A 25,624-nucleotide genomic window follows, 5' to 3' on the forward strand; every position below is an offset into this window, starting at 1 on the left:
GATCAAAAGAACCAAAACCTGCCTCCGGATATTGCGTTTGTTGCGCAAATGATGTGTCTGAGGGCAAAGACAAGGGAAACAGCTCAGATGCCAATGTACCGATCCAGAACCTCCACCCACGGCCGCAATATGGCGGGCGCCCGCGGATTGTGGCGCGCCACCGGCATGCAGGACGATGATTTCGGCAAACCGATCATCGCCATCGTCAACTCTTTCACCCAGTTTGTGCCCGGCCACGTGCACCTCAAAGATCTGGGCCAAATGGTCGCCCGCGAGGTCGAAGCCGCTGGCGGCGTTGCCAAAGAGTTCAACACCATTGCGGTGGATGACGGCATCGCCATGGGGCATGACGGCATGCTCTATTCACTGCCCTCGCGCGAAGTGATCGCCGATAGCGTCGAATACATGGTCAACGCCCATTGCGCCGATGCCATGGTCTGTATCTCCAACTGCGATAAGATCACTCCGGGGATGATGATGGCCGCCATGCGCCTGAACATTCCGGTGATCTTTGTTTCAGGCGGCCCGATGGAGGCCGGCAAGATCGACATCGAATCGCTTGATGCAAAAAAGGTCGATCTGGTCGATGCCATGGTTGCCGCTGCCAGCGACACGCTGACCGACGCCGAAGTACAGCATATCGAGGAAAACGCCTGCCCCACCTGCGGGTCGTGTTCCGGCATGTTCACCGCCAACTCGATGAACTGCCTGGCCGAGGCCCTGGGCCTGGCGCTGCCTGGCAATGGCTCCACCCTGGCGACCCATGCGGACCGCAAACACCTGTTCCTGGAGGCCGGCCGCAAGATCGTCGAGATTACCAAACGCCACTACGAGGGCAACGAGGCAGGCCTGCTGCCCCGTGAGATCGCCACCTTTGAGGCCTTCGAGAATGCCATGAGCCTGGATATCGCCATGGGCGGGTCGACCAATACGGTTTTGCACTTGCTGGCAATCGCCAATGAGGGCGAGATCAAGTTCACCATGGATGACATCGACCGACTCAGCCGTCAGGTGCCCTGCCTGTGCAAGGTCGCACCGAATATCGAAAACGTGCATATGGAAGACGTGCACCGTGCTGGTGGCATCTTCTCGATCCTGGGGGAACTTTCCCGCGCCGGCCTGTTGCATGATGACTGTTCCACCGTGCATTCGGCCTCAATGGGCGAAGCTATCGCCAAATGGGATATCAAGGTCGCCAACAACCCTGAGGCTGAGCAGCTGTTCAAAGCGGCTCCGGGCGGTGTGCGCACCACCCAGGCCTTTTCCACCGAAAACCGTTATAAAGAGGTCGACGTGGACCGTGAAGGCGGTGTCATCCGCTCCAAGGAACATGCCTTTAGCCAGGATGGCGGTCTTGCGGTCCTGTTTGGCAATATCGCCCTGGACGGCTGCATCGTCAAAACCGCCGGTGTGGATGCCTCGATCCTGCAATTCACCGGCTCCGCCTATGTCTGCGAAAGCCAGGATCAGGCCGTCAGCGACATTTTGACTGGCAAGGTCAAGGCCGGTGATGTGGTGGTGATCCGCTATGAGGGTCCGCGGGGCGGTCCGGGGATGCAGGAGATGCTCTACCCGACCTCCTACCTGAAATCCAAAGGCCTGGGCAAAGACTGCGCCCTGCTGACCGATGGTCGTTTCTCCGGCGGCACCTCCGGGTTGTCAATTGGTCATGCCTCGCCTGAGGCCGCAGAAGGCGGCGCCATTGGTCTGGTTGAGATGGGTGACAAGATCGAGATCGACATCCCCAACCGCACCATCCATCTGGCAGTTTCGGATGAGGTTCTGGCAACACGTCGCGCAGCCCAGGACGCCGCAGGCTGGAAGCCCGCCAAACCGCGTAAACGTAAGGTCTCTAAAGCGCTGAAGGCCTATGCAATGCTGGCCACGTCTGCCGCCAAAGGCGCAGTACGCGAGCTGCCGGAAGACTACGACGGCTGATAACCACCACTTTACCATGCCAATGACCCTCTGCATCCTTGATGCGGAGGGTTTTCTTTTGATCAACCACTATACAAGTCCAGCTGGTGCTCCCGCCCCCTCTGCAGGCCTTCTGCCTAACGGCAGAAAGCCTTTGAAGCGTTGGGCATGGCGCCGGGCTCCGCCCGGCGCGGATCTAGCCGCCAAGTGGGTCTCGCCATCGAAATAGTTGGGGCAAGGAGAAAAAATAGAAATCTGCTGAGAAGCGGTTCAGGGGCAGGTCTGCCCTGAACGCGCCCGGTCAATTTTTACAAGAATACCCCGCCTCAAGGGTAAACCGCGCAGATGCGCGGCGGCTTTGCCGCCCTTGACCCGGGACGCGAGGTCCACCGCGCGAAATCTCAAACACTGCCGCGCCGCGCGTAAGCGCGGCGCCACCCCCAACGGGGGAGGATCAATCTTTGATTGTTCCGAGACGGGCGGGAGCCCCCCCCTTTTATTGAAAGGGGCCTGCTGACCTATTCACCGAGTTTGGCGTGCACTTCGTCGAGATCAATTTCCCCAGTGGGCATCTTGTTGGAAGGGTCTTCAAAATCGTATTTGAATAGGTCGAAATCGCGTTTGTAGATCTCGTAAATCAGGTGCATCGACAGATCGTCAAAATAGTCCTCAACCGGATGCGCCCGTTTGGGACCATGGCCTTCGCTTTCGTTAAAGCGGGGGATATTGGCCAGGTCGACGGTATGAGGCGCCTCGATGGCGTCTAGCACCTCCTGCATGCCTCCGTTGAAATCCTCGGTCCAGAAGATCTTATTGTAGCGACCACCATTCCAGATGAAGGTCGAGACATGACCCGACATCGCAGACCAGTGGATATCGGGGTCCATCGGGCGGCGGAAGCGAATGCTGTCGCGCACAAACAGCAAAAACCGGCGAAAGCTCTGGATCTGGTCGAACTCCTGCTTGCCGTCCTCGCCGCCGACCTCGATGCCATATTCATTTATCAGTTTGGGTACCAGATTGCCGCGATAGCGTTTGCCGTTACGCTGGATGCCGCAGATCTTGTCAAAAAACGAGCTGAGCACCCGGGTATAGGGGTTACGCACGCAGGTAAACGCATAGGTGCGTTGGCCACGTACATTGCGGGTGATCGGCCCCTGGCTGTGCTCCAGCGCCCATTTGTGCAGCCCGTTCTGCGCATCATGGATATCGCCATCAAAGAATTTGCCATGATCCGAATAGTGCAGGATTTGGCCAATGGTCGAGCAGGCGCATTTGGGCACCACGCGATAAATCACGCTCTCGCTTTCGGTCATCCAAGTGCCCGGAAATCCCATGTAAGCCTTCCTCCAGTCGTGCCGCTTTGACGGTACAATCCACATCTAAGCATAAAATTCAAATAATCTGGTTTATTCAATGCGCTCGCGCCTTTATCAAGGAGACAATCGAGCTGAAGCAAGGTGTATCGTCTCCAAAATGGCAAAAATTGCGTATATCCTGCTCTGCCACAAGGATCCCGAAGCGATCATCCAGCAGGCTGAACAGCTGACGGCGGTTGGCGACTACATGTCCATCCATTTTGACCGCCGTGCCAAACCAGAGGATTACGCCAGCATTCAAAAGGCATTGGCCGACAATCCAAACGTCTGTTTTGCCAAGACACGTATCAAATGTGGCTGGGGAGAGTGGTCCCTAGTGCAGGCCACCCTGCACGCGCTGCACAGCGCCATCGAAGAATTTCCGCGCGCCACACATTTTTACATGCTGTCTGGCGACTGTATGGCGATCAAGACTGCCGAATACGCCCATGACTTCCTGGACCGTAATGACTGCGATTTCATCGAAAGCTTTGATTTCTTCGGCAGCGACTGGATCAAGACCGGCATGAAAGAAGAACGGCTGACCTATCGCCACTTCTTCAATGAACGCAAAAACAAGGCGCTGTTCTATGCCAGTGTGAACCTGCAAAAAAAACTGGGGCTGAGGCGAGAGATTCCCGGTGATCTTCAGGTGCAGATCGGCAGCCAATGGTGGTGCCTGCGCCGCCGCACAGTGGAATGTATCTTTGACCTGCTTGCCGAGCGCAAAGACATCATCCGCTTCTTCCAGACCACCTGGATTCCGGATGAGACCTTTTTTCAAACTCTGGTGCGTCACCTGGTTCCGGGATCCGAGATCGACAGCCGCACCCTGACCTTTTTAATGTTTACCGATTACGGCATGCCGGTGAATTTCTACAATGATCACTATGACTTGCTGCTCAGCCAGGACTTTCTCTTTGCCCGTAAAATCAGCCCGGATGCCAAAGAGCTGAAACTGCGCCTGGGGCGCCTTTATGCAGCGCAAGGCGTGAGCTTTCAGATCTCCAACGAGGGCCGCAGCCTTTACAATTTCCTGGTGAAGCGCGGCCGCATTGGCCGACGGTTTGCCACCCGATTCTGGGAAAAGGAAAGCTCGCTTGGGCGCGAGCGCGAACTGATGATCGTGGTCTGCAAGAAATGGCACGTTGCCAAGCGCCTGATCGAACAGCTGCGCCAAAGCACCAATATCCCCGCAATTGATTATCTGTTCCACGAAGAAGGCACGCCGCTGCCGGACCTGGGCGGTATTCAGGCCTCCCTGAGCAAGCGTACCCGGCACCGGCGAGCGCTGATGCGGATGTTGTTTGAATATTTTGACACCAACCGCCTGATCATCTGCATGGACCCGTCCGCCTTGGAGCTGATGAATGACTTCAACTCTGATCGTTCGACCACCCGCACGTTGCAGATCGAATGCGATTTCTCAGATGACTATCTGATTGGCCATGCCCATCGGGTCGGGCTCGCCGGGGAGCGTACGCCGCAACAGTCGCTGGAACGGCTTCTGCCGACAATCCGCAATGACATTGTCTACGAATCCGACCGCATTCGCGATTCCGGCTATTCCAATTACACGATCATTCGCGAATCCGACAGCGCCGAGGAAAACGCCGACCGCTTGGCGCGATTCTTCAGCCTGCCCTTTGAAACCGCCAAGGACCTGGCCCAAACACCACATCTTTTTGCAGATTAGACCCGTTGCGCCCGGGCTTTCCTGTGGCCTTGCCGCCCCGCCAAAATCAGGCGGGGCGGCCTCAGTTTCATCCCTTGAGGCTGGAAAACCACCGCCGCAGCCGCCCGCGCCGTTCCGAAATGGCGTCTCCCGCCGCATAAAACCCGTCTTCGACATCCTCCAGCACCGGATCAATCCGATCGCGGCGAAACCGGCGCCAGCGCACATAGATAGCCCAAAACAGCGCCGCCAGCAGGGTCAGGAAGATGATATTGAACCAATTGAGCGGCTTGTCATCAGGACCGGACACCGGCGTGATTGAGATCGCATTGGGAAAGGTGGACAAGAACACACTGCGCCAGCCGTAGTGCAGAACCACAACCCATTCCGGGTCATCCTTGGTCGAGATCGCGTCATTGGCTTCGGTATAAAGATTGGCGGTATCAAACTTGAAATAGGGCGGCCAATGCCAGCCAGTGTCCTCGTTGCGGTAAACGATCGCATCACCATTGGCGCGGAAGGACTGAATGAATTGCACATCCCGCGTGATCGCCGCCTGTGTCGGATTGTCCGGGGTCGACCAGAAGATCCGCTTCCAATTGTCCAGCTCCTGGCGCTCCTCATAGGTGCTGACGATCCGCACCACATCGTATTGCGGCAGGGTATAATGCAGGAAGGCTGCAAAAACAGACCAAACCGTGATCAAAAATCCCCATTTGATATAGGCCATGACAGATGCCCCTTAGCTAAAGTTTACCACATAGATGACCAGCGCGATTGCGCTCAGCGGCAGGATATAGACCAATAGGATCAGCCGCCGCCGCAATGAGTGGTCGTATTGTTTCAGCCCCCGCTGGATGAAGCTCTGCCGGTCTCCGGTCAACCCCTTGACTGCCCAATGCTGTTTCAGTTTGGCGCGTCGTCGCTCACGCGAATAGAGCGAGACGCCACCGTAGATCAGGGTCAGGATGATCAGAAGCAGCAAAACAAGACGAAGAAAGGCAAACATTTTTCCGCTCCTTTTCTGACGCCCGGCTTGCCGGATACAGCCCATTCCGGGTCAAATGACAGCAAAAGACCCCGGCAGAGATCCTCTACCGGGGTCTTGTCTGTCTTGCCTGTACTATGCCCCAGCCGGAACCGCATGACCAGCACTCTGCCCGGCGAAATCGGGGTGGAATGGCCAGGCTGAAATCAGCGGTTGGGAGCCGTCGCGCCGCTTGCAGGCCTCATTGCAGCAAAAGCATCTGGCGACCTTAGCGTACCCGCCAGAGCTGCCTATCAGTAGGCGGCAGTAAAGACCTGGCGCGGGTGTTTTGGCACCTCGACCTCATCCATGAATGCCACGGCATAATCCTCTGCGCTGATCTGGCTATTGCCCTCATCATCCGTCAGGAACGCACGTTGCCCCAGCCGGAACACACCAGTGCGCTCGCCGGGTTCAATCACCCCGGCCGGTGCCATAAAGGTAAAATCTGCTGTGCTCTTTGCCAGCATTTCATACATGGCACGCATCGCTTTGGCTTCATCTTGATACGGCTCTGGCACCACATCGGCGACCGGTGTGCCGTCTGGCAGATTCAGGGTCCCGGCGCCCCCAACGACCATCAGGCGCTTGCCAATCTGCGGGGCTGCCTCAATCAGCGCAGCGCCATAGCCCAGAGCATCGTCCATCGCGTTGCCGCTAGTACGCGGGCTCACCGCTGTGATCACCAGATCCACAGTCTGGGCGGCAGCGACCACGGCCTCTACATCGGTCACCTCCAGGGACAGCGGCTGGGCATTGCCTACTGTGCTCCCCTTGCGAGAGGCGGCCACTACGCTGTGGCCCCGCGATTCAGCTTCTGCAACCAAGCGGCTACCAATCATGCCCGTGGCCCCAATGATCAGGAGTTTCATATTAGTTCTCTTTTCGGTATAAGTTACTACTAGTAACTAGATACGCAGCGACAGAGGCCAACGGAATACGCATCTTTTCGTCTTATAGTTACTTTGAGGGAACCGCCCCTTACGCGGCGAAAAAACCTGGTCTGAAACAGGGCCAGCCACATAGAAACAAGGCAGGAACCCAATGGGAGCAAAGCGCAAACTCGACTATGACTGTCCGATCCGAGACGTGCTGGACCGGGTCGGCGATGCATGGACCGTTCTGACCATTTTGGAGCTTTCCAAAGGTCCCTGCCGTTTTAATGCTTTGAAGCGGGTGATCGACGGTATTTCGCAACGCATGCTGGCAGTGACCCTGCGAAATCTGGAACGTGACGGGCTGGTCATCCGCAGGGTTCTGCCCTCTGCCCCGCCACATGTGGAATATAGCCTCACCGCGCGCGGGCTGTCTTTGCACCAGGCGATAGGGGCGCTGAATGAATGGGCCGTGGATCATCAACCTGGTATACGCGCCGACCGGCTCCGCTATGACCAGCGCCCTGCCCTTGTTTAGACAACCTCTGCCAAACAGGGGTCCGGTGACAGTCTACAAACGAAAGCAACAGCAGCGCTCTGGCGGGGCGCTGGCAGGATACTGGCCAGCCTTGGCGGTCAGGGTTATTCCGGCGAGGATCGTTTCAGCAATCCCCAGATCACCAGCACAACATAGCTGAGACAGAGAACAACCATTGTCGTCCAGGCGTAGGTCAATACAGCAGCACCGGCAAAGGCGCAGGCAACAAGAAAATACTTCACGTTCTCGCGTGAGATGCGTACCAGCTTGGGCGACCAGGTAGGAATGCGGCTGATCATCAACAACCCAATGACCACCATATGCAAACAGATCAGCAGCTTGGGGAATCCGGTTCCCGCATCAAAGGCAAAAGAAATGAACATGGGCAGCATCGCCAGTAGCGCCCCGGCGGGCGAAGGGATGCCAACAAAATATCCACTGGCCACGTCGCTGACCTCTTCGGATTTAGTGGCGACATTGAACCTGGCCAGCCGCACCACGCAGCAGACAGAAAACACCAGGACCGAGATCCAGCCAGCATTGCTCATGTCCTGAAGCGCCCAGAAATAGATCACCAGCGGCGCGGCAACACCAAAGTTGAGGAAATCCGCCAGCGAATCCAGCTCGGCGCCCATCTTGCTGTCGCTGCCCAGGGCCCGTGCAAGGCGCCCGTCCAGCCCGTCCAGAAGCGCCGCCAGGAGTATCAGCTGTACCGCCAGCACATAGTTGCCCTGCACCCCAAAACGGATAGCCGAAAGCCCGGCGCAGATTGCGCCAACCGTCATGATATTGGGCAAGAGCTGGATCAGCGCAAACTCGGTCAGTCTTTTGTCGTGGGGTTCATCCATGGCGTGGCCTGGTCACCTATATGAGACAGAGATCAGTGTTGGAAACAACTCCCCACCCGCTGTTAAAACAGGATCCACACTGACTTGCAGGGCCCCGTCCAACACCAAGGTGAGGTCGGTACTCATAAAAGGTTTGGCTTTGAAAGCAAGGGTCAGCCCCCCAGAAAGCACCCGCAGGCTCCCGCATGGGTGCAAAATACACTCTATGGCCTCAGTCATAAACCCTGCGCGATCCGACCACAGGGTCAGGTCGTATCACGGGACAGCACCGCGCCAAAGGCGCGGTGCCATGCCCAACGGGCATGTGATCCCGGCAGGGATCAGATCCGGGCGGGAGCGCCACGCTGGTCTTTCACGACGTGGCGCCTGGGCGTTCAGCCAACAACGTTGAACCCAGGCCCATAGGGATATTTGGTGATATTTTCATTGCCCTCCTCATGGATAATCAAAATATCATGCTCACGGTAGCCACCGGCGCCGGGCTGCCCTGCGGCCAGGGTCAGCATCGGCTCCATCGAAATCACCATCCCGGGCTCCAGCACCGTGTCGATGTCTTCACGCAGCTCCAGCCCGGCTTCACGCCCGTAGTAATGCGACAGCACCCCAAAGGAATGGCCATAGCCAAAGGTGCGATATTGCAGCAGGTCGCGCTCTTCAAAGAAGGCGTTGATCTGATTGGTGATCTCGGCACAGCTGGCCCCGGGTTTCAGCAGTGAAATGCCATATTCATGGGCCGCCACATTGGCCTCCCAGATTTTCAGGCTCTCGGCATCCACGTCGCCCAAAAACAGGGTACGTTCCAGCGCTGTGTAATAGCCGGAAATCATCGGAAAGGTATTCAGCGACAGGATATCACCGCGCTGCAATCTGCGCCCTGTCACCGGATTATGCGCGCCATCAGTATTGATCCCCGACTGGAACCAGACCCAGCTGTCGCGATATTCCGCATCGGGAAACCGCTTGGCAATCTCCAGCTCCATCGCGTCCCGCCCGGCCATGGCCACATCAATCTCGCGCGCGCCTTCCTTGATCGCATCCCGAATGGCAAAACCGCCCACATCTGCCACGGCTGCACCCGCACGGATCATCTCCAGCTCTGCATCGGATTTGCCCATGCGCTGCACCATGGTGGGTTCATAAAGATCCACCAACTTCGACGGGCTCAGGTAGCTTTCCAGCTTGCCCTTTTGCAGCAGGGTCAGGTGGTCGCTCTCATAGCCTACAACGCTTCCATCACCCGAGACCGATTTGATCGCCCGCCAGAAATTGTCGCGCTGCCAGTCGGTATAGGTGATATTGTCGCAGAACGACCGGCGCCAGGGCTGGCCCGCGTCAATACCCGCCGAGACGGTTACGGCCTCGGTCGCCGTCACAACCAGCCCATAGGGGCGGCCAAAGGCGCAGTAGGTAAAGCCGGAATAGTAAGAGATATTATGCATCGAGGTGAAAACGGCCGCGCTCACCCCCTTGTCGGTCATGATTTTACGCAGGCCGGCGATGCGCGCCTCATACTCAGAGACCGCAAATTGCAGCGGGGCTTTTTCACCATTGTGAAAACGATACATGTCAGGACGTGCAGTCATGCTGGATCCTTCCTTTGCTCAAGAAAGGTCCTGGCGTACAGGACGAAAAAATTGAAAGTGACCCATGTGGCGCTGACGGACGAAACAAGTGGTTATCATCCCAAGTCTGCACGTTCATGTGGCGACGCCATCGCCCAGTCAGGCTGAAAAATGCGCCCGAATCATCGCGGAGGCAAGCGTTATTTCTTCGCTGCCTCCCGCATATCTTCGTCCCTGGGCCTAGCTTGTGAGCAAGCGAACCAGATCGCTCTCGGGATCTGCAAGGGGGTCCACGACATTAAAATGGTGTTTGCCAAAGGCAATCACGTGATCCGCGTGCCAGGCATCTGCCAGCCACTGCGCCTGATCCAGGAAGGCGGGGCGCTCTTCTGCACCAACCCAAACAGTCACCTCAGTCTGGTAGCGTTCCTGCATTTCCACCGGGCTTTCGGCCTTGGCCGCGTCGTTGTCCATCTGGAACTTGTCATTCATCGAGGTGCGCAGCAGCGGCAGCAGATCCGCCAGTGGCGAAATCGGCACAACCACCTTCAAACGCGCGCCAACCGCATTGGGGATCACCTTTGGATCCAGCATTCGCGCTACCAGATGCCCCCCAGCCGAATGGCCGGCAAGCGAGATCGGCACCTCCGGCACCTCTTCAGCAATGCGAACCACGGCCTTGGCCACCTGCTGTGTGATATCCGCAATTCGCACCTCTGGGCACAGATCATAAGAGGGCATCGCCACCGCCCAGCCCTGGGCCAATGCGCCCACTGCCAGATGCGACCAAGAGCTTTTGTCAAAGGCCAGCCAATAGCCGCCATGCACAAAAATCAGCACCCCCTTTGGGGCCGTTTCAGGCATGAAGAGATCAAAGCAATGCCGCGCGCCGTCACCATAGGGGAGATTCAGACGCGCCCGTTCGTGCAGGCTATTGCGGAAATCCTCGGCCGAAGCCGCCCAGCGCGGCGGAAAATCCTCGGCTCCAGCAATGTGCGCGCCATTTGCATAGGCATCATCCAGTTCCATCAGTGTGCTCCCCTATTTGTGCAACAAGTGACAATCTGGCTTTGCCATTGTCAAACACTCTTCTCCCCAATGGAATTAAATTAACAAGTAAATTAACTTATGATCAAATTCTGGACTTATGGATCTTTCTGGACATATCTATCGGGAACAGTTTTCCATGTCTGCACAAACACCCTCGGGAGGCCCCTATGCTACAAACAACCACCGCGCTGAAGACTCTGTTGAGCGACCCAACCCTGTTGGAAACCCGCGCCTATATCGGCGGGGCGTTCGTCGATGGTGAGGGCACGTTCGATGTGACCAACCCGGCGCGCGGCGATGTGATTGCCCAGGTTGCCGATGTCAGCCGCGCCCAGGTCGCCGGAGCCATCGCCCAGGCCGATGCTGCGCAAAAAGAATGGGCGAAATGGACCGGCAAAGAACGCGCATCTGTGCTGCGTAAATGGTATGATCTGATGATGGCCAATCAGGAAGATCTGGCGGTGATCCTGACAGCCGAAATGGGTAAACCGCTGGCCGAAGCCCGCGGCGAGATCGCCTATGGTGCATCCTTCATTGAATTCTTTTCCGAAGAAGCCAAACGCATCTATGGCGAGACTATTCCTGGCCACCAGCGCGACAAGCGCATCACCGTTCTGAAACAACCTATTGGTGTTGCCGCCTCCATTACGCCCTGGAACTTTCCCAATGCAATGATCACCCGCAAGGCCGGCCCGGCACTGGCAGCAGGCTGCGCCTTTGTCGCCCGCCCGGCGGAACTCACCCCGCTCTCGGCCACTGCGCTGGGTGTCCTGGCGGACCGCGCTGGCATTCCTGCCGGCGTGTTCAACGTTGTGCCCTCCTCCAATGCCTCCGAAATCGGCAAGGAGTTCTGTGAAAACAACACGGTGCGCAAACTCACCTTCACCGGCTCCACCGAAGTGGGTCGCATCCTGATGCGCCAGGCTGCTGACACAGTGACAAAGTGCTCGATGGAGCTGGGTGGTAACGCCCCGTTCATCGTCTTTGACGACGCCGATCTGGATGCCGCCGTAGAAGGCGCGATCATGTGCAAGTTCCGCAACAATGGTCAGACCTGTGTCTGCGCCAACCGGATCTATGTGCAGGCCGGGGTCTATGATCAATTTGCCGCCAAGCTGAAGGAAGCCGTTGCCAAAATGAAGGTCGGCGATGGCATGGAAAATGGCACCGTGTTTGGCCCGCTGATCAACGCCAAGGCAGTGACCAAAGTGCAGGACCATATTGCAGATGCGACCGCCAAAGGGGCCGAGGTCATTCTAGGTGGCACCCCATCCGATCTGGGCGGAACCTTCTTTCAACCGACCATTGTCACCGGGGCAACCCGCAAGATGGCCTTTGCCACCGATGAAACCTTTGGACCATTGGCACCTTTGTTCAAGTTTGAGAGCGAAGACGACGTCATTGAGATGGCCAATGACACCATCTTTGGCCTTGCGTCGTATTTCTATGCCAAAGATTTGAGCCGCGTTTACAAGGTCGCTGAGGCCCTGGAATATGGCATCGTTGGCGTCAACACGGGTCTTATTTCCACCGAAGTGGCCCCCTTTGGCGGCGTCAAACAATCCGGCCTGGGCCGCGAAGGTAGCCACCACGGCATCGAAGACTATCTGGAAATGAAATACATCTGCATGTCAGTGTGACATCACTAAAAGACCGTTCTGGGCCCTGATGTCTATTGGGGCCCAGTGTGGCAGGAGCGCACCCCGTCGCCTGCCTGCCTCTTGGGCTCAGGCCCCCAACATAGGTTCAGGGTTGGCGCTCAGCATCGGGTTCTGGTTCTGGTTCTGCATGAAGTAGATCCATGACCCCGGCAATGGCTTGGTCCCAAACACTGACCTGTTCTCGCGTAAGATCATTGCCCAGGACATCCTCCAACGCCGCCATCACAGCTTTACCAGCCAAAGCCGTTTCCTGGCGGCCAAGGTTGTAGCGCCCGTGGGTCAACGACAGGCTGTCGCGCGCATGGGTCATGCTCTGGTTGTTGGCCACTCCTTTGAGGCAATAGGTCAACATGGCAGAAAACATTTCCTTCTGTTTGGCAAAGTCACCGCCGAACAGGGGTTCCACTTCAGGCAAAAGCTCAAAAAGGTGGACGTAAAACCGCTCCGCCAGTTCTGCCTTTCTCGCGTAGATCAAGGAAAAACTGGACTGCATCTCTTTGACGTCATTCCCCTCCATTTCGGCCCCCCCTATTTACACAAACATTACTTTTTCCTGCACGTTTATAGAACCTGTTGAGCAAGAGACAAAACTAAAATCAATTCAACGTTGCATGACTGCATGGGGGTCGACAAATAAGCAGCACAATTGCCCCTGGCAGGTCTGTCGCGTCGCACCGACCTGTTTAGCCCCTATCTATCATCGCCTTACCACGCTTCGAACCAGATCGCGCGTATGGGCGGGGGCAAGGCCTGCGCCTTGGTCCACTGGATCCTTACCAAAACGATATGACAGGTTGCACCGCGCCGCAGGCAACAGGCAGACAACCCCCAATAGTTCCATGGCAATCGAAAGTGCCGCAGCAAAGCCCGCGTCCCGCCAGCGCTCTGTGGCCTGGATCAAAGCTGCCAGCGGCTCCAAAAAATCCTGCACCGGCGGGCGCAGGTCATCCGCAACTGCGGCCTGGCCCGGTCCATCAATCAAAACCCCTATCAGCAAAGCCGGGGCTGAGCGCTGCTTCAGGAAGAACCCTGACAGGGCCACAAAGACCCTCTCAATCTGCAGTTCAGCCTGTTCTGTCTCTTCCATCACGGCAAAAAGCAGCTGCACCAGCTCTTGGTTCAACTGATCCAGAACCGCGCGATAGAGCTGATCCTTGGTTTTGAAATGATGCAGCAAGGCCTGTTTGGAAACCCCCGACTCCGAGGAGATCCGGGCCAGGCTGGCGCCTTGATACCCCCGTTCAGCAAAGTGGCGTCTGGCGGCGCGCAACAGCTCGCTTTGTGTGTGCTGTGCAGATGACATGGGCTGACCTCTGATTAGGTAGCTCAAGCCTAGCACAGCCTCGCAAAACTTACCATTCGGTAAGCAGGGATACCTACCAAATGGTAAGTGATATGGAGGTTTCACGAACGCGACCCAAAAACGCCCATAGCCCCAAGCCACATCTGCGGCCTGGGGCTATGGTCATTCCATCCAGGCTCCCTGGAGAAAGCCTTGAACAGAAAGAAGTTAGGGGGCTGACCTTAGTTGATCGGCTGCGCGTCAGACTCAATCGCGGTCCGCTGCGGCCCGGTCGAGCTGATCTCAATCCGGCGTGGCTTTAGCGCTTCGGGCACCTCGCGGTGCAGATCGATATGCAGCATGCCATCAGCGTGGCTGGCGCCGGTGACCCGGACGTGATCCGCGAGGGTAAACTGGCGCTCAAAGGCACGGGTGGCGATGCCCCGGTGCAAAAAGCTGCGGCCCTCGGCCTCATCCGCCTTTCCGGCAGAAACCACCAGAGCGTTTTCCTTGACCTCAACGGTCAGGTCTTCTCCGCTGAACCCTGCGACCGCGATGGAAATCCGATAGCTGTCAGCAGCGGTTTTTTCGATATTGTAAGGGGGGTAGCTGGGCTGACCGACGTCATTGCTCAGGGCGCGGTCCATCAGATCAGCGATCTGGTCAAAACCAATAGTTGCACGGTTGAGTGGTGCAAAGTCAAATCTACGCATGTTTTATCCTCGAATATGAGCGACATTCTTGTGCCCTCCCGGATGGGACAGGCGGTGGACATCTGGGCCCCGGTAACCGGCGACCCCGACAAAACATGAAATATGCACGCGCTATCCGATTTCAAGACCTGACAGCACAGCCCCACGGCGCGGCGCATGGCGCTATCGCCTAGCCGCCCGGGCGCACAAATTTGGCTCCACCTGACGAACGGGCACCGCCAACCTGAACCCTGCCCACGCCTTCGGGCATGCGGCTGCCAATGCGCGTACTGGTGAGCTGCGCCCGCAGGATCTGCAGCTCTTTGGCAAGATCCGCCCCCAGGGACACCCGCTTGCCGTCAACCTCGGCCTTGGCCGAAACCACCGAAACGATGCGTGGCTTGCCCCCGGAAAATGAAAACACCGGCGCCCCGGACGAGCCAAAATCAACGTCACAGGACATAATCAGCACCCCCTCCTGACGCGCCATCACCGAACACAGTTCTTGGATTGACGGCGCTTCTGAGCGGTCATGGGCATAAGACACAACCCCCACATCCGCACCTTTGCGCGGGCGGTTGTCGGTCTGAAACGGAATAACGGTGGTATTGCGGATCGGCCGTTGCAATTGCAACAAGGCAATATCCCTGCGCACCCGGTCAGTCGAGACCTCTCCGTCAAAGATATAGTCGGGATGCACCACAGCCCGGGTGACAGTCCGGTAGGCCGAGGCACGGCCATTGCGCCAGCCCGCCAGGAATTCAATTGTTTTTGGCTGGATACGGACGCCGCTGCGGGCATCATACAGACAATGCGCTGCCGTCAGCACCAGATCCGGCGCGATCAGCGCCCCGGTGCAAAAGCCTTCACCATCGACATCCAACCGCCCCACGGCCTCCCAGCCGCGCCCGGCATCAGAGGTTTCCATGCGCTGCAGGCGGCTGTCAGCCGCCTGTGCCATCACCGGAAAAAGCCCTATAAGGCCGAACAGCCCGGCAAAGCCCTGTCCAATGAAACGCAAACCCAGCACATCAGTCTCCTCACCCGGTTGCTGGCATGTTTACCTGCAAGCTTCGGCAAAAATACGGCAACGCCGCAGGAAAGACAGCCCCAAAGGGAAAAAACTGCACGCCGCTATCAGGGCTGTAGCATCAACCAAGGCTCAGCGCAGGATCGGCACCTCATTTGCACGCTGAGATCCCCCTGCCATGGCAGGGGGTATTGGCCCACCCGTAGCCCAGTCCAGCAGCTCAACCGTATGCAGGATAGGTACTTCGGTCGCGGATCCTATCTGCATCATGCAGCCGATATTGCCTGCAGCAATCAGATCCGGGGATTTGGCCTCTAGGGTTTTGACCTTGCGCGCCTTCAACTGCCCCGAGATTTCCGGCTGCATCAGGTTATAGGTCCCTGCCGAGCCGCAGCACAGATGGCTGTCGGCGGGCTCCACCACCTTGAACCCGGCGCGTTTCAACAGGGTCTTGGGGTGGCTTTTGATCTGTTGACCATGCTGCAAGGAACAGGCCGCGTGATAGGCAACCGTCAGCTCTTTGTCAGCCCCGACGGGGAGATCCAACTGCATCAACAGCTCAGAGATATCCAGACAGCGTTCAGAAACACGCGCCGCATCCGCAGCCAGGGGATCATTGCGGAACATATGGCCGTAGTCCTTGACCGTGGTGCCGCAACCCGAAGTGTTGATGACAATGGCATCCAGCCCTTTGCCATCAATCTCGGCGCTCCAGGCACGGATATTCTTGGCAGCGGTGGCGTGGCTTTCGGTCTCGCGCCCCATGTGATGGGTCAACGCACCACAGCAGCCCGCGCCTTCCGCCACCACAACCTCGCAACCCAATCGGGTCAGCAGCCGGATGGTGGCATCATTGATATCGGTGTTCAGCGCCTTTTGCGCACAGCCGGTCATCAGCGCCACCCGTTTCTTCTGTGGCGCCTCCGCCGCAAAGCTCTGCGGGTCATCATTGCGACTGACCGGCGGGATTTGCTTTGGCGCCATCTCCAACATCGCCCTGAGCCGCGCATCCGGCACCAGGGTTTTGAACGGGCGCGCCATCTTCGCTCCCAACAGGGCCAGACGGAACCGCCCCGGATAGGGCAGAATCCGCGCCAGAACAGCCCGCAACAGGCGGTCCATCACGGGGCGTTGGTAATTTTTGTCGATATAGGCGCGGGCGTGATCCACCAGATGCATGTAATGCACCCCCGACGGGCAGGTGGTCATACAGGCCAGACAGCTGAGACACCGGTCGATATGTTTGACCGTCTTGACATCCGGCACCCGGTTGTTCTCCAGCATGTCCTTGATCAGATAGATCCGGCCGCGCGGGCTGTCGAGCTCATCGCCCAGCACCTGATAGGTCGGACAGGTCGCGGTACAAAAGCCGCAGTGCACGCAGGCGCGCAGGATTTCATTGGCACGTTGCGTCCCCGGGTCCTGCAGTTGTTCTTTGGTGAAATTTGTCTGCATATCAGACCTCCTGCGGCAGTTCTTCAGGGCGCGGTGAGCGCACAGTAGCGAGCAAATTGAGCAAGAAAGCTCCCCAGCGCTTTGCCTGTCGACGCTTATCCGACAAAATCATCCCATCACCCCCGGATTAAGCAGGCCTTTGGGGTCAAACCTCTGCCGCAGACCTTTTGCGATCGCTTCCAGCGGGGCAACCTGCGGCTGGAAGCGGCCCAACCGGGTCATTGTTTCGGCACTGCCGCGCACCAGGGTTGCATGGCCTGCGACCCCTGCCTGCGCCATTCTGGCCCGCAGGTCGGCACCCGCGTCACAGAGGGCCCAAATCAACCCACCACCCCAGTCAAACTGCAGCGCCTCCGCCTCCAACATCGGCGCCAGCAGGGGCGCATCCGACGGTCGGACCGAGATCCGCCAAACATCTCCCACCCGGCCGTGGAACCCGGCAACATCGCGGATCCCCTGCCACAGCACCTCAGAGCCCGGGTCGGTCGCAACCGTACCAAAACCAGCCAGTTCCGTGGCCAGTTTCTCCTGGCGATACGTGACCGAGCGGGCAAAGCCTTCCAGCCGCACATGGACAAGTCCGGTATCAGGGTCATAGGCCGCACCGCTCACATCATAGGGAGAGCCCAAAGCCGCCGACATCGCCCGCACCGCCACTGTCAGGTCAGCCACTGCAACACTGACGGTCACAACAGCCTCTGGGTTAGGCAACACTTTCAGCGACAGCTCGCTCAACACACCAAGAGTGCCATGCGCCCCCGCCATCAGTTTCACCAAATCATAGCCAGTGACATTCTTCATCACCCGGCCACCGTTCTTGATCACTTGACCGCTACCATCGACAAACCGCACCCCCAAAAGATAATCGCGCGCTGCCCCACCCTGAATGCGGCGCGGACCCGAGCTGTTGGTGGCAAAGACTCCCCCAATCGTCGCCACGCCACTGGTGCCCAACACCCCACGCATATCCATTGGTTCAAAGGCCATACGCTGCCCTTCTGCGGCCAAAATCTGTTCGATTTCCGCCACAGGCGTTCCCGCCTTGGCCACCAGGGTAAGGGATCCGGGCTCATAAACTTCAATGCCCGTCAGTCCAGACGTGCTCAGCACCTCCCCCGCCCCGCCAAAACCACGCGTACCGCCGCCTTCTATACAAAAGGGGGCGGGCGCCTCGGCAATCACTTCAGCCAGTTCAGCCTCATCCTGCGGATTATACATTTTCATCTTTCCAAAAAATACCTTGGGGGTTTGGGGGCAAAGCCCCCATCACACAGCTTCCCTCACTCAACGTCCGTCACTCAGCCGCCAGGACCGGCACCCGACGACCCTCGGTCACCGATAGCGGAAAAACCTTTGCCGGGTTCAGCAACCACTTGGGGTCAAAGACATCCTTGACCAAAAGCTGCGCCTCCAGGTCCACCGGCGCATATTGATACAGCATCAAATCACGTTTCTCGATGCCAACACCATGTTCCCCAGTGAGGCAGCCGCCGACATCCACACAGAGTTTCAGCACCTCAGCGCCAAACTGCTCACACAGCTCCAGATCTCCTGGTTTGTTGGCATCAAACAGGATCAACGGATGCATATTGCCGTCACCAGCGTGAAACACATTGGCCACGTCCAGCCCGTATTCCTGTGACAGCTCACCAATCCGGCGCAGCACCTGCGGTAAGGAGCCGACAGGGATGGTCCCATCCAGGCACATGTAGTCATTGATCTGTCCCATGGCGCCAAAGGCCGATTTGCGCCCCAACCAGATACGGGCTGCCTGATCCGCGTCCCCGGCCTCGCGCAGTTCTACCGGGTTATGGGTCCGGGCGATTTCGATAATCAGCTCCAGCTGATGGGCGATTTCCGCGTCACTGCCCTCCACCTCGATAATCAGCAAGGCCTCGCACATCGGATAGCCAGCCTTGGCGAATGCCTCGCAGGCCTCGATGCAGGGGCGGTCCATAAATTCGATCGCAACCGGCAAAACCCCTGCCTTGATGATATCGCTGACACAGGCGCCCGCGACTTCGTTGCTGTCATAGCCGATCAACACAGGACGAGCGCCTTCAGGTTTGCGCAGAATGCGCAGGGTCGCCTCGGTCACAACCCCAAGCTGCCCTTCGCTGCCGCAGATCACCCCCAGAAGGTCCAGCCCGCCGGCATCCAGGTGGGCGCCGCCGATCTCCACCACAGTGCCATCCATCATCACCAGGGTTACGCCCAGCAGGTTATTGGTGGTCACACCATATTTCAGACAATGCGCCCCGCCCGAGTTCATGGCGATATTGCCGGCAATGGCACAGGCCAGCTGGCTCGACGGATCCGGTGCATAGAAAAACTCTTCTTCCTCTACCGCGCCGGACACGCTGAGGTTGGTGCGCCCCGATTGCACCCGGATCACCCGGTTATCGTAATCCGTGTCCAGCACCTCGTTCATCCGCGCCACGCCCAGGATCACGCTGTCGGCCGTCGGCAAAGCGCCCCCCGCCAGCGAGGTGCCTGCCCCGCGCGGCACCACTGGCACGCCCTCTTCATGGCAGATCCGCAGGATATCCGAGACCTCCTGCGTGGTGCGCGGCAAGACAGCCAGCAACGGCGGGCAGCGATAGGCTGCCAAACCGTCGCACTCATAGGCGCGCGTTTCCATTTCATCCTGGATCACCGCATCACTTGGCAGCACCGCTGACAAACGGGCAGCAAGATGCGCCTTGCGGGCCAGAATGGTGGAATTGGGGACAGGCATCTCCATGGGGCTCTCCTTTGGCGGCGCGACATCTGGTAAAGTAATATTACCAATTACCCCATTCAAGCAAGCACGAAGTTGTCACAGCGGATAAACCAAGCAGGCAGACACGCCTTCGTGACTGTACCACCACCGCAGAAAGGCTAGGGTATATCCATGCAACGCCCTCTCCTCTCCCTCCTGCTTGCCTTCATGGCGCTGCCCGCTCTGGCCGACGGCCCAAAAATCGAAGCGGTCACTGCAGTGCCCTCTGGCACCACATGGCGCTTTGATGTCACCCTGTCCCACCCGGATACCGGCTGGGACCACTATGCCGATGGCTGGCGGGTGCTGGACATGCAGGGCAATGAGCTCGGGCTGCGAGTGCTGGCCCACCCCCATGTCCAGGAACAGCCCTTTACCAGATCCCTGTCCGGCGTGGTGATCCCTACGGGTACGACCCAGGTCCATATACAGGCGCGCTGCCTGGTCCACGGCTGGGCAGACGCGCTGTTTGTGGTTGACCTAAAGTAACACGCGCAGCCCTTTGTCCAACAGCAACGCCCGCCTCGTCCTTGCAGAAAGGGGCATCTTGTGACACAGGTCTGGCAATTCGCCACCTCCTCCTTTGCTACGGGACACCCCTGCCATGACAGCCTCAAAACGCGTCGTTCTTTCCAGCGATCACGCCGACATTCAGCTTCGCCAGACCATTGCCGATCACATCGCAAACCAAGGCTGGGAAGTCATTGATATCGGCCCCACCACATCGGACAGCACAGATTACCCCAAGCACGGGCGCGAAGCCGCCGAGCGCGTGGCCTCGGGTGACTGTGATCTGGGTGTTATCGTCTGTGGCACCGGTCAGGGCATCATGATGGCCGCAAACAAGGTCAAAGGCATTCGCTGCGGCGTCTGCGCCGATACCTTTTCCGCCCGCATGATCCGCCAACACAATGACGCCAATATGCTGTCAATCGGTGCGCGGGTTGTGGGCAAAGGCCTGGCGCTGGATATCGTCGACGCCTTCCTGTCCGCAGAATTTGAAGGCGGTCGCCATGCCACCCGCATGGAAATGATTGAACCCGCCGAAGACTAAACAAGACCGCGTGGCGCGGCCGAGCTGGTCCCGGCGCGCCTGTGCGCACTCAGCTTCTGTGATAGGGGCTGCCTGACAGGATGGTGGCTGCGCGGTAAATCTGCTCGGCCACCATCACCCGCACCAGCATATGCGGCCAGACCATTTTCCCAAATGACAGTGAGAAATCCGCCTCGGCGCGCAGACTGGGATCAATGCCGTCCGCGCCGCCAATGATCAGCGCCAGATCCTGGCGCCCGGAATCGCGCCAGCTGCCCAGACGGTCGGCAAAATCGGGCGAGCTGAGCAGCTTGCCCCGCTCATCCAGGGTGCAGATCACCGCCCCCTTGGGCAGGGCCTTGCGCAGCAAACCCGCCTCGGCGCCCATGCCGGCGTTTTTCTTGTCTTCGACCTCAACGATGCGGGCCGGACCCAGGCCCAGCGCCCGCCCGGTGCGGTCAAACCGTGTGAGATAGTCGTCGATGAGGGTCTTTTCAGGCCCAGCGCGCAGACGTCCAACCGCGCAGATATGTATACGCATCGGAAGGGCCCTCGCTGGGAATTACGGCATAAAGCGACCTGTCGCGTGTGACAGAGCAGAGACGGCACCCAAACAGGGCGCCACCTCCAGTGTCAAAACCACAGCTTAGGCGCCATCCTGACCAGGGGTCACACCGGGCTGCCAGAGCTTTTCGATCTGGTAGAACTCGCGCACTTCCGGGCGGAACAGATGCACGATCACATCGCCGGTATCAATCAAGACCCAATCGCCGGTGTCGCGACCTTCGACCTTGCTGAGAATACCATATTCCTGCTTCAGGCGATCGGTCAGCTTTTCCGCAATCCCTGCCACCTGACGGCTCGAACGACCCGTCGCAATGACCATGAAATCGGCGATCGCCGTCTTGCCGCGCAAATCAATCTGCACGACCTCTTCGGCTTTATCTTCATCCAGAGAGCTCAGGATCCGCTCCAACAATACAACATTGGATGGGCGGCTCTTGGCAGCACCCTCGGCTGCCTCGCTAGCAGCGGCAACAGCCGCTTGAGGTTCGGTCGACAGAACACTGTCCTCCATAAGGCGCGCCGACCCTCCCCCGGCGCTGGGGATATGCTAAAAATAGCAATTCCCGCGCCACATTTCAATAAATGCGGCAACGGGACTCGAATCATCGACACTCTCTGCCTGATCTGCCGCCGCACCGAAAGAGGGAACACATCATATTTACAAGGATTCAAAGGAAAGTTTGCCCAGATTACGGCGTTCTCGCCAAGCCAGCCCTTGATCGCCTGCCCGCCCCCCTGTATCTGACGCACATGACCCTCGTATTGGCCCAGACTATTGAGTTGCAAGATCGCGCCCGCCTGCGCGAGCGATTCTATGGTGCCGCCCGCACGGTCCTGGCGCGCCTATAATCGGCAGCCCACGCCCTACGCCAGCTACTCACAATTGAATATACGGGAGAGGACACATGTCCCCCAAAACGCTCTATGACAAGATCTGGGATGCGCATGTTGCGCATGAAGCAGAGGACGGCACCTGCCTTCTTTATATTGACCGCCACCTGGTCCACGAAGTGACCAGCCCGCAGGCCTTTGAAGGTCTGCGCCTGGCCGGCCGCACTGTGCATGCGCCGGACAAAACGATTGCAGTGCCGGATCACAACGTCCCCACCACTGAGGGCCGCGATGATCCTTCGCAAATGACGCCCGAAAGCCGCATCCAGGTCGAGGCGCTCGACAAGAACGCCCGCGAATTTGGCGTGCACTACTATCCGGTCTCTGACGTGCGCCAGGGCATCGTGCACATCGTCGGCCCGGAACAGGGCTGGACCCTGCCCGGCATGACCGTGGTCTGCGGCGACAGCCACACTGCCACCCACGGTGCCTTTGGCGCCCTGGCCCATGGTATCGGCACCTCCGAGGTGGAGCACGTGCTGGCCACCCAGACCTTGATTCAGAAAAAATCCCTGAACATGAAGGTTGAGATCACCGGCAAGCTCAACCCTGGCGTCACTGCCAAGGACATCACCCTGGCGGTGATCGGTGAAACCGGCACCGGCGGCGGTACCGGCTATGTCATCGAGTATTGTGGCGAAGCGATCCGTGATCTGTCGATGGAAGGTCGCATGACCGTCTGCAACATGGCAATCGAAGGCGGCGCCCGCGCCGGTCTGATTGCTCCGGATGAAACCACCTACGCCTATGTCAACGGTCGCCCCCACGCCCCCAAGGGCGCCCAGTGGGAAGCCGCGCTGAACTGGTGGAAGACGCTCTACACCGATGAGGGCGCGCATTTTGACAAGGTTGTCACCCTGCGCGGCGAAGATATCCAGCCGGTTGTGACCTGGGGCACCTCGCCCGAGGATGTGCTGCCGATCACTGGTGTAGTGCCTAACCCCGAAGATTTTGAGGGTGGCAAGGTTGAGGCCGCGCGCCGTTCGATCGAATACATGGGTCTGACCCCCGGTCAGAAACTGACCGACATCGAGATCGACACCGTCTTTATCGGCTCCTGCACCAATGGCCGCATCGAAGATTTCCGCGCCGTGGCCGAAGTGGTCAAAGGCAAGAAGATCAAAGACGGCATGCGGGCCATGATCGTTCCCGGCTCTGGCCTGGTTCGCGCCCAGGCCGAAGAAGAAGGTCTGGCGGATATCTTCCGCGAGGCAGGTTTTGAATGGCGTCTTGCGGGCTGTTCCATGTGTCTGGCGATGAACCCCGATCAGCTGTCCGAAGGTGAGCGCTGCGCCGCGACTTCGAACCGCAACTTTGAGGGACGTCAGGGCTACAAGGGCCGCACCCATCTGGTGTCGCCGGCCATGGCCGCCGCAGCTGCCCTCACCGGCAAGCTGACCGACATCCGTGATTTGATCTGAAGGAGCGAGACAGATGGATAAGTTTCAAAAACTCACCGGCATCGCCGCCCCTATGCCCCTGGTCAACATCGACACTGATATGATCATCCCCAAGGTGTTCCTGAAGTCGATTGCACGGACGGGCTTTGGCAAGAATCTGTTTGACGAGATGCGCTATAACCGCGACGGCAGCGAAATTGCTGATTTTGTGCTGAACAAACCCCAGTATCGCAACGCAGAGATCCTGGTGGCTGGCGACAACTTTGGCTGTGGCTCCTCGCGGGAACACGCGCCTTGGGCGATTGCTGATTTTGGCATCAAATGTGTGGTCTCGACCTCCTTTGCCGACATCTTCTTCAACAACTGCTTCAAGAACGGCATCCTGCCGGTTGTTCTGCCACAAGAGCAGGTCGACCTGTTGATGAAGGACGCGGAAAAGGGCGCAAACGCCCGTATGACCGTGGACCTTGAGGCCCAGGAAATCACCACCTCGGACGGGGAAGTGATCAAGTTCGAGGTTGATAGCTTTAAGAAGCAATGCCTGCTGGAAGGGCTGGATGACATCGGCCAGACCCTGCAAAAGCAGAGCGCGGTTCACACCTACGAAGACAAGATGGCGCAGGAACGTCCCTGGGTCTAACCACCGCGTTTCCAGCGCTGCGTGCCTGTTGGGCCGCGCGCAGATCGAAATTGAATACAGCCGCTCCAGAATTCTGGGGCGGCTGTATTCATCCGGGCAGCCACTTTTGGGGCGCAAAGCCCAGCCACCAAAAGCTGTGGCCACACCATTTGAGTGCAAATTAAGACAAATGCGCCACAAATGCGACACATTTCCACCCCCTTGGGCTTGCCCAATCCAGCTTCAAATCGGACTGGGGGTCTAACGCCCTGCAACCACAAGATCTGGTATAAGCTGGACAAGTTGCTGATAGGTTTGGCCAAAATTGATGCATTCGGGCATCAGCCCCCATAGCTTCCTTAAGGAAAATCACACTTCCGCAATTGGAAACTTGAGCCCAGCAGCCAATCCATGCAGAAATGGGGCAAAATTGAGGCGCGCATTCTGGGCAGTCCAGGATGCATCAAGTTGGAACAAGGGCACGGCAAAGTACCGTCCAGTCCAGTTTGAAGGGAAAAAAAGCAGTGATTGCTCGCATATCAGGCGCGGCAACTCGTAGTGTATTGGTTGCATTGCTGATCGCAATGCCATCGATGTTACTGCCGGTTTCTGCCACAGAATCTCCAGAGATCATCGTCCTGATGGCGATCCTTGGCGGAGCGTTGACCTTTGCCGAGTATTTCTCCAACTATCCCAGCTTTGTCGAATTTCGCGAGGCGCCACCGCTGAACCGAATGCGGTTTATCGCGGCCTTTGTTATGGTCGGTCTGCTCAGCCTGCTGACGCGTCATCCGCTGGACCCAACCGGTCTTACCGCACTGGTGCAGGGTCTGGGAACGCAGCTGGGCGAGGCCCTGGATTTTGCCTACTCTCCAGTGCAATTGACGGTTTTGATGCTGCCACTGGACACCCCCAGCGAAAGCCTTCAGCTGACCCGGAGCGCTGCCGGCATCGCCTATCTTGTCTCGGCACTGGCGACCCTGGGGTTTATTATCGCCATACGGATCGGCAACTGGCCTGTCGCCAATGGCGCCTTTAATGTCTGGGTGAACCTACCGCTGTTTGATCCCACCACCGGCGGCGATGTTGTCAGCCGGCTGCAGCGGGATGGCCGTATCAATATCGTCATCGGGGTGTTGCTGCCCTTTGCCATTCCCGCCATGATCAAACTCATGTCCGGCCTGATAGATGTCAGCCAGCTCACCTCCCCTCAGATGTTGGTTTGGGTGATAACGGCCTGGGCCTTTGTCCCGGCCTCGATGATCATGCGCGGGCTGGCGATGCTGCGGGTCGCCGATTTGATCGCGCAGAAAAGACGGGCCGTCTACGCCCATGCCGAAACCCTTCAGGCTGTATGATGCCTTGGGTGATATGGCGATATCT

At 58.2% G+C, this 25,624-nt stretch carries 25 protein-coding genes; 9 read left to right on the plus strand and 16 right to left on the minus strand.

Annotated elements, in window-relative coordinates; genetic code table 11:
- Nucleotides 1–87: 87 nt before the first annotated feature.
- Complete coding sequence (gene ilvD, locus N1037_18700) at nucleotides 88–1,938, plus strand: dihydroxy-acid dehydratase (GenBank protein ID UWS79259.1); 1,851 nt, start codon at nucleotides 88–90, stop codon at nucleotides 1,936–1,938.
- 497 nt (nucleotides 1,939–2,435) lie between these two features.
- Here the strand turns inward: ilvD and N1037_18705 are convergent, their stop codons facing one another.
- On the minus strand, nucleotides 2,436–3,254 hold the full coding sequence (locus tag N1037_18705) for a sulfotransferase family protein (GenBank protein UWS79260.1): 819 nt from the start codon (nucleotides 3,252–3,254) through the stop codon (nucleotides 2,436–2,438).
- Between the two features lie 139 nt (nucleotides 3,255–3,393).
- On the opposite strand from N1037_18705, the gene N1037_18710 reads away from it, so the two are divergent.
- Nucleotides 3,394–4,971: a beta-1,6-N-acetylglucosaminyltransferase gene (locus N1037_18710; protein ID UWS79261.1), complete on the plus strand. Its 1,578-nt coding sequence runs from the start codon at nucleotides 3,394–3,396 to the stop codon at nucleotides 4,969–4,971.
- A gap of 67 nt (nucleotides 4,972–5,038) precedes the next feature.
- On the opposite strand, the gene N1037_18715 is transcribed toward N1037_18710, so the two are convergent.
- The 3 genes from N1037_18715 to N1037_18725 all read right to left on the minus strand — a co-directional run bounded on the left by N1037_18715 (nucleotide 5,039) and on the right by N1037_18725 (nucleotide 6,849).
- Nucleotides 5,039–5,680 (minus strand): DUF1523 family protein, encoded by a 642-nt coding sequence (locus N1037_18715; protein ID UWS79262.1) that lies wholly within the window; start codon nucleotides 5,678–5,680, stop codon nucleotides 5,039–5,041.
- Between the two features lie 12 nt (nucleotides 5,681–5,692).
- Nucleotides 5,693–5,959 (minus strand): hypothetical protein, encoded by a 267-nt coding sequence (locus tag N1037_18720; protein ID UWS79263.1) that lies wholly within the window; start codon nucleotides 5,957–5,959, stop codon nucleotides 5,693–5,695.
- Nucleotides 5,960–6,231: 272 nt separating this feature from the next.
- Complete coding sequence (locus tag N1037_18725; GenBank protein ID UWS79264.1) at nucleotides 6,232–6,849, minus strand: NAD(P)H-binding protein; 618 nt, start codon at nucleotides 6,847–6,849, stop codon at nucleotides 6,232–6,234.
- 172 nt (nucleotides 6,850–7,021) lie between these two features.
- On the opposite strand from N1037_18725, the gene N1037_18730 reads away from it, so the two are divergent.
- A complete protein-coding gene (locus N1037_18730) occupies nucleotides 7,022–7,390 on the plus strand; it encodes a helix-turn-helix transcriptional regulator (protein ID UWS79265.1) in 369 nt (122 codons plus the stop codon).
- A gap of 104 nt (nucleotides 7,391–7,494) precedes the next feature.
- Here N1037_18730 and pssA read toward each other — a convergent pair whose 3' ends face one another.
- The 3 genes from pssA to N1037_18745 form a co-directional block, all read right to left on the minus strand.
- Nucleotides 7,495–8,238 carry a CDP-diacylglycerol--serine O-phosphatidyltransferase gene (pssA, locus tag N1037_18735; GenBank protein UWS79266.1) on the minus strand — a complete coding sequence of 248 codons (744 nt, stop codon included), beginning with the start codon at nucleotides 8,236–8,238 and terminating at the stop codon, nucleotides 7,495–7,497.
- A 374-nt stretch (nucleotides 8,239–8,612) separates the two neighbouring features.
- Nucleotides 8,613–9,821, minus strand: a complete 1,209-nt coding sequence (locus N1037_18740) for an aminopeptidase P family protein (protein UWS79267.1) — start codon at nucleotides 9,819–9,821, stop codon at nucleotides 8,613–8,615.
- 219 nt (nucleotides 9,822–10,040) lie between these two features.
- The gene (locus N1037_18745) at nucleotides 10,041–10,829 is read right to left on the minus strand and encodes an alpha/beta hydrolase (protein UWS79268.1); all 789 of its coding nucleotides are present in this window, start codon (nucleotides 10,827–10,829) and stop codon (nucleotides 10,041–10,043) included.
- 188 nt (nucleotides 10,830–11,017) lie between these two features.
- On the opposite strand from N1037_18745, the gene N1037_18750 reads away from it, so the two are divergent.
- Nucleotides 11,018–12,490, plus strand: coding sequence for an NAD-dependent succinate-semialdehyde dehydrogenase (locus N1037_18750; protein UWS79269.1), 1,473 nt, complete (start codon nucleotides 11,018–11,020; stop codon nucleotides 12,488–12,490).
- A gap of 106 nt (nucleotides 12,491–12,596) precedes the next feature.
- Here the strand turns inward: N1037_18750 and N1037_18755 are convergent, their stop codons facing one another.
- The 7 genes from N1037_18755 to N1037_18785 all read right to left on the minus strand — a co-directional run bounded on the left by N1037_18755 (nucleotide 12,597) and on the right by N1037_18785 (nucleotide 19,713).
- Nucleotides 12,597–13,028, minus strand: coding sequence for a globin domain protein (locus tag N1037_18755; protein ID UWS79270.1), 432 nt, complete (start codon nucleotides 13,026–13,028; stop codon nucleotides 12,597–12,599).
- A 180-nt stretch (nucleotides 13,029–13,208) separates the two neighbouring features.
- On the minus strand, nucleotides 13,209–13,814 hold the full coding sequence (locus N1037_18760) for a TetR/AcrR family transcriptional regulator (GenBank protein UWS79271.1): 606 nt from the start codon (nucleotides 13,812–13,814) through the stop codon (nucleotides 13,209–13,211).
- A gap of 221 nt (nucleotides 13,815–14,035) precedes the next feature.
- Nucleotides 14,036–14,506 carry an Hsp20 family protein gene (locus N1037_18765; protein ID UWS79272.1) on the minus strand — a complete coding sequence of 157 codons (471 nt, stop codon included), beginning with the start codon at nucleotides 14,504–14,506 and terminating at the stop codon, nucleotides 14,036–14,038.
- A gap of 169 nt (nucleotides 14,507–14,675) precedes the next feature.
- Complete coding sequence (locus tag N1037_18770) at nucleotides 14,676–15,446, minus strand: S1 family peptidase (GenBank protein UWS81401.1); 771 nt, start codon at nucleotides 15,444–15,446, stop codon at nucleotides 14,676–14,678.
- A 201-nt stretch (nucleotides 15,447–15,647) separates the two neighbouring features.
- Entirely contained in the window at nucleotides 15,648–16,970 is a 1,323-nt protein-coding gene (gene glcF / locus N1037_18775) for a glycolate oxidase subunit GlcF (GenBank protein ID UWS79273.1), read from the minus strand.
- Nucleotides 16,971–17,078: 108 nt separating this feature from the next.
- A complete protein-coding gene (locus N1037_18780; GenBank protein UWS79274.1) occupies nucleotides 17,079–18,188 on the minus strand; it encodes an FAD-binding protein in 1,110 nt (369 codons plus the stop codon).
- 76 nt (nucleotides 18,189–18,264) lie between these two features.
- On the minus strand, nucleotides 18,265–19,713 hold the full coding sequence (locus N1037_18785; GenBank protein UWS79275.1) for an FAD-binding protein: 1,449 nt from the start codon (nucleotides 19,711–19,713) through the stop codon (nucleotides 18,265–18,267).
- A gap of 150 nt (nucleotides 19,714–19,863) precedes the next feature.
- On the opposite strand from N1037_18785, the gene N1037_18790 reads away from it, so the two are divergent.
- Both N1037_18790 and rpiB read left to right on the plus strand, forming a co-directional pair.
- Nucleotides 19,864–20,220, plus strand: coding sequence for a hypothetical protein (locus N1037_18790; protein ID UWS79276.1), 357 nt, complete (start codon nucleotides 19,864–19,866; stop codon nucleotides 20,218–20,220).
- A gap of 115 nt (nucleotides 20,221–20,335) precedes the next feature.
- A complete protein-coding gene (gene rpiB, locus N1037_18795) occupies nucleotides 20,336–20,785 on the plus strand; it encodes a ribose 5-phosphate isomerase B (protein ID UWS79277.1) in 450 nt (149 codons plus the stop codon).
- 49 nt (nucleotides 20,786–20,834) lie between these two features.
- Here rpiB and rlmH read toward each other — a convergent pair whose 3' ends face one another.
- Both rlmH and rsfS read right to left on the minus strand, forming a co-directional pair.
- Nucleotides 20,835–21,305 (minus strand): 23S rRNA (pseudouridine(1915)-N(3))-methyltransferase RlmH, encoded by a 471-nt coding sequence (gene rlmH, locus N1037_18800; protein ID UWS79278.1) that lies wholly within the window; start codon nucleotides 21,303–21,305, stop codon nucleotides 20,835–20,837.
- A gap of 105 nt (nucleotides 21,306–21,410) precedes the next feature.
- The gene (gene rsfS, locus N1037_18805; GenBank protein UWS79279.1) at nucleotides 21,411–21,842 is read right to left on the minus strand and encodes a ribosome silencing factor; all 432 of its coding nucleotides are present in this window, start codon (nucleotides 21,840–21,842) and stop codon (nucleotides 21,411–21,413) included.
- A gap of 394 nt (nucleotides 21,843–22,236) precedes the next feature.
- On the opposite strand from rsfS, the gene leuC reads away from it, so the two are divergent.
- From leuC to N1037_18820, 3 genes are all read left to right on the plus strand, one after another.
- Entirely contained in the window at nucleotides 22,237–23,643 is a 1,407-nt protein-coding gene (gene leuC, locus N1037_18810) for a 3-isopropylmalate dehydratase large subunit (GenBank protein ID UWS79280.1), read from the plus strand.
- Between the two features lie 13 nt (nucleotides 23,644–23,656).
- Complete coding sequence (gene leuD / locus N1037_18815; protein ID UWS79281.1) at nucleotides 23,657–24,262, plus strand: 3-isopropylmalate dehydratase small subunit; 606 nt, start codon at nucleotides 23,657–23,659, stop codon at nucleotides 24,260–24,262.
- Between the two features lie 503 nt (nucleotides 24,263–24,765).
- Nucleotides 24,766–25,599, plus strand: a complete 834-nt coding sequence (locus tag N1037_18820) for a hypothetical protein (GenBank protein UWS79282.1) — start codon at nucleotides 24,766–24,768, stop codon at nucleotides 25,597–25,599.
- Nucleotides 25,600–25,624: the final 25 nt, after the last annotated feature.

The organism is Phaeobacter sp. G2 (genome assembly GCA_025163595.1).
Classification (GTDB): domain Bacteria; phylum Pseudomonadota; class Alphaproteobacteria; order Rhodobacterales; family Rhodobacteraceae; genus Pseudophaeobacter.

Excerpts from the sequence above, each read along its gene's own strand:
- ilvD (UWS79259.1), top strand. The coding sequence starts at position 88 with ATGCCAATGTACCGATCCAGAACCTCCACCCACGGCCGCAATATGGCG.
- N1037_18705 (UWS79260.1), bottom strand. The coding sequence starts at position 3,254 with ATGGGATTTCCGGGCACTTGGATGACCGAAAGCGAGAGCGTGATTTAT.
- N1037_18710 (UWS79261.1), top strand. The coding sequence starts at position 3,394 with ATGGCAAAAATTGCGTATATCCTGCTCTGCCACAAGGATCCCGAAGCG.
- N1037_18715 (UWS79262.1), bottom strand. The coding sequence starts at position 5,680 with ATGGCCTATATCAAATGGGGATTTTTGATCACGGTTTGGTCTGTTTTT.
- N1037_18720 (UWS79263.1), bottom strand. The coding sequence starts at position 5,959 with ATGTTTGCCTTTCTTCGTCTTGTTTTGCTGCTTCTGATCATCCTGACC.
- N1037_18725 (UWS79264.1), bottom strand. The coding sequence starts at position 6,849 with ATGAAACTCCTGATCATTGGGGCCACGGGCATGATTGGTAGCCGCTTG.
- N1037_18730 (UWS79265.1), top strand. The coding sequence starts at position 7,022 with ATGGGAGCAAAGCGCAAACTCGACTATGACTGTCCGATCCGAGACGTG.
- pssA (UWS79266.1), bottom strand. The coding sequence starts at position 8,238 with ATGGATGAACCCCACGACAAAAGACTGACCGAGTTTGCGCTGATCCAG.
- N1037_18740 (UWS79267.1), bottom strand. The coding sequence starts at position 9,821 with ATGACTGCACGTCCTGACATGTATCGTTTTCACAATGGTGAAAAAGCC.
- N1037_18745 (UWS79268.1), bottom strand. The coding sequence starts at position 10,829 with ATGGAACTGGATGATGCCTATGCAAATGGCGCGCACATTGCTGGAGCC.
- N1037_18750 (UWS79269.1), top strand. The coding sequence starts at position 11,018 with ATGCTACAAACAACCACCGCGCTGAAGACTCTGTTGAGCGACCCAACC.
- N1037_18755 (UWS79270.1), bottom strand. The coding sequence starts at position 13,028 with ATGGAGGGGAATGACGTCAAAGAGATGCAGTCCAGTTTTTCCTTGATC.
- N1037_18760 (UWS79271.1), bottom strand. The coding sequence starts at position 13,814 with ATGTCATCTGCACAGCACACACAAAGCGAGCTGTTGCGCGCCGCCAGA.
- N1037_18765 (UWS79272.1), bottom strand. The coding sequence starts at position 14,506 with ATGCGTAGATTTGACTTTGCACCACTCAACCGTGCAACTATTGGTTTT.
- N1037_18770 (UWS81401.1), bottom strand. The coding sequence starts at position 15,446 with ATGGCACAGGCGGCTGACAGCCGCCTGCAGCGCATGGAAACCTCTGAT.
- glcF (UWS79273.1), bottom strand. The coding sequence starts at position 16,970 with ATGCAGACAAATTTCACCAAAGAACAACTGCAGGACCCGGGGACGCAA.
- N1037_18780 (UWS79274.1), bottom strand. The coding sequence starts at position 18,188 with ATGTATAATCCGCAGGATGAGGCTGAACTGGCTGAAGTGATTGCCGAG.
- N1037_18785 (UWS79275.1), bottom strand. The coding sequence starts at position 19,713 with ATGGAGATGCCTGTCCCCAATTCCACCATTCTGGCCCGCAAGGCGCAT.
- N1037_18790 (UWS79276.1), top strand. The coding sequence starts at position 19,864 with ATGCAACGCCCTCTCCTCTCCCTCCTGCTTGCCTTCATGGCGCTGCCC.
- rpiB (UWS79277.1), top strand. The coding sequence starts at position 20,336 with ATGACAGCCTCAAAACGCGTCGTTCTTTCCAGCGATCACGCCGACATT.
- rlmH (UWS79278.1), bottom strand. The coding sequence starts at position 21,305 with ATGCGTATACATATCTGCGCGGTTGGACGTCTGCGCGCTGGGCCTGAA.
- rsfS (UWS79279.1), bottom strand. The coding sequence starts at position 21,842 with ATGGAGGACAGTGTTCTGTCGACCGAACCTCAAGCGGCTGTTGCCGCT.
- leuC (UWS79280.1), top strand. The coding sequence starts at position 22,237 with ATGTCCCCCAAAACGCTCTATGACAAGATCTGGGATGCGCATGTTGCG.
- leuD (UWS79281.1), top strand. The coding sequence starts at position 23,657 with ATGGATAAGTTTCAAAAACTCACCGGCATCGCCGCCCCTATGCCCCTG.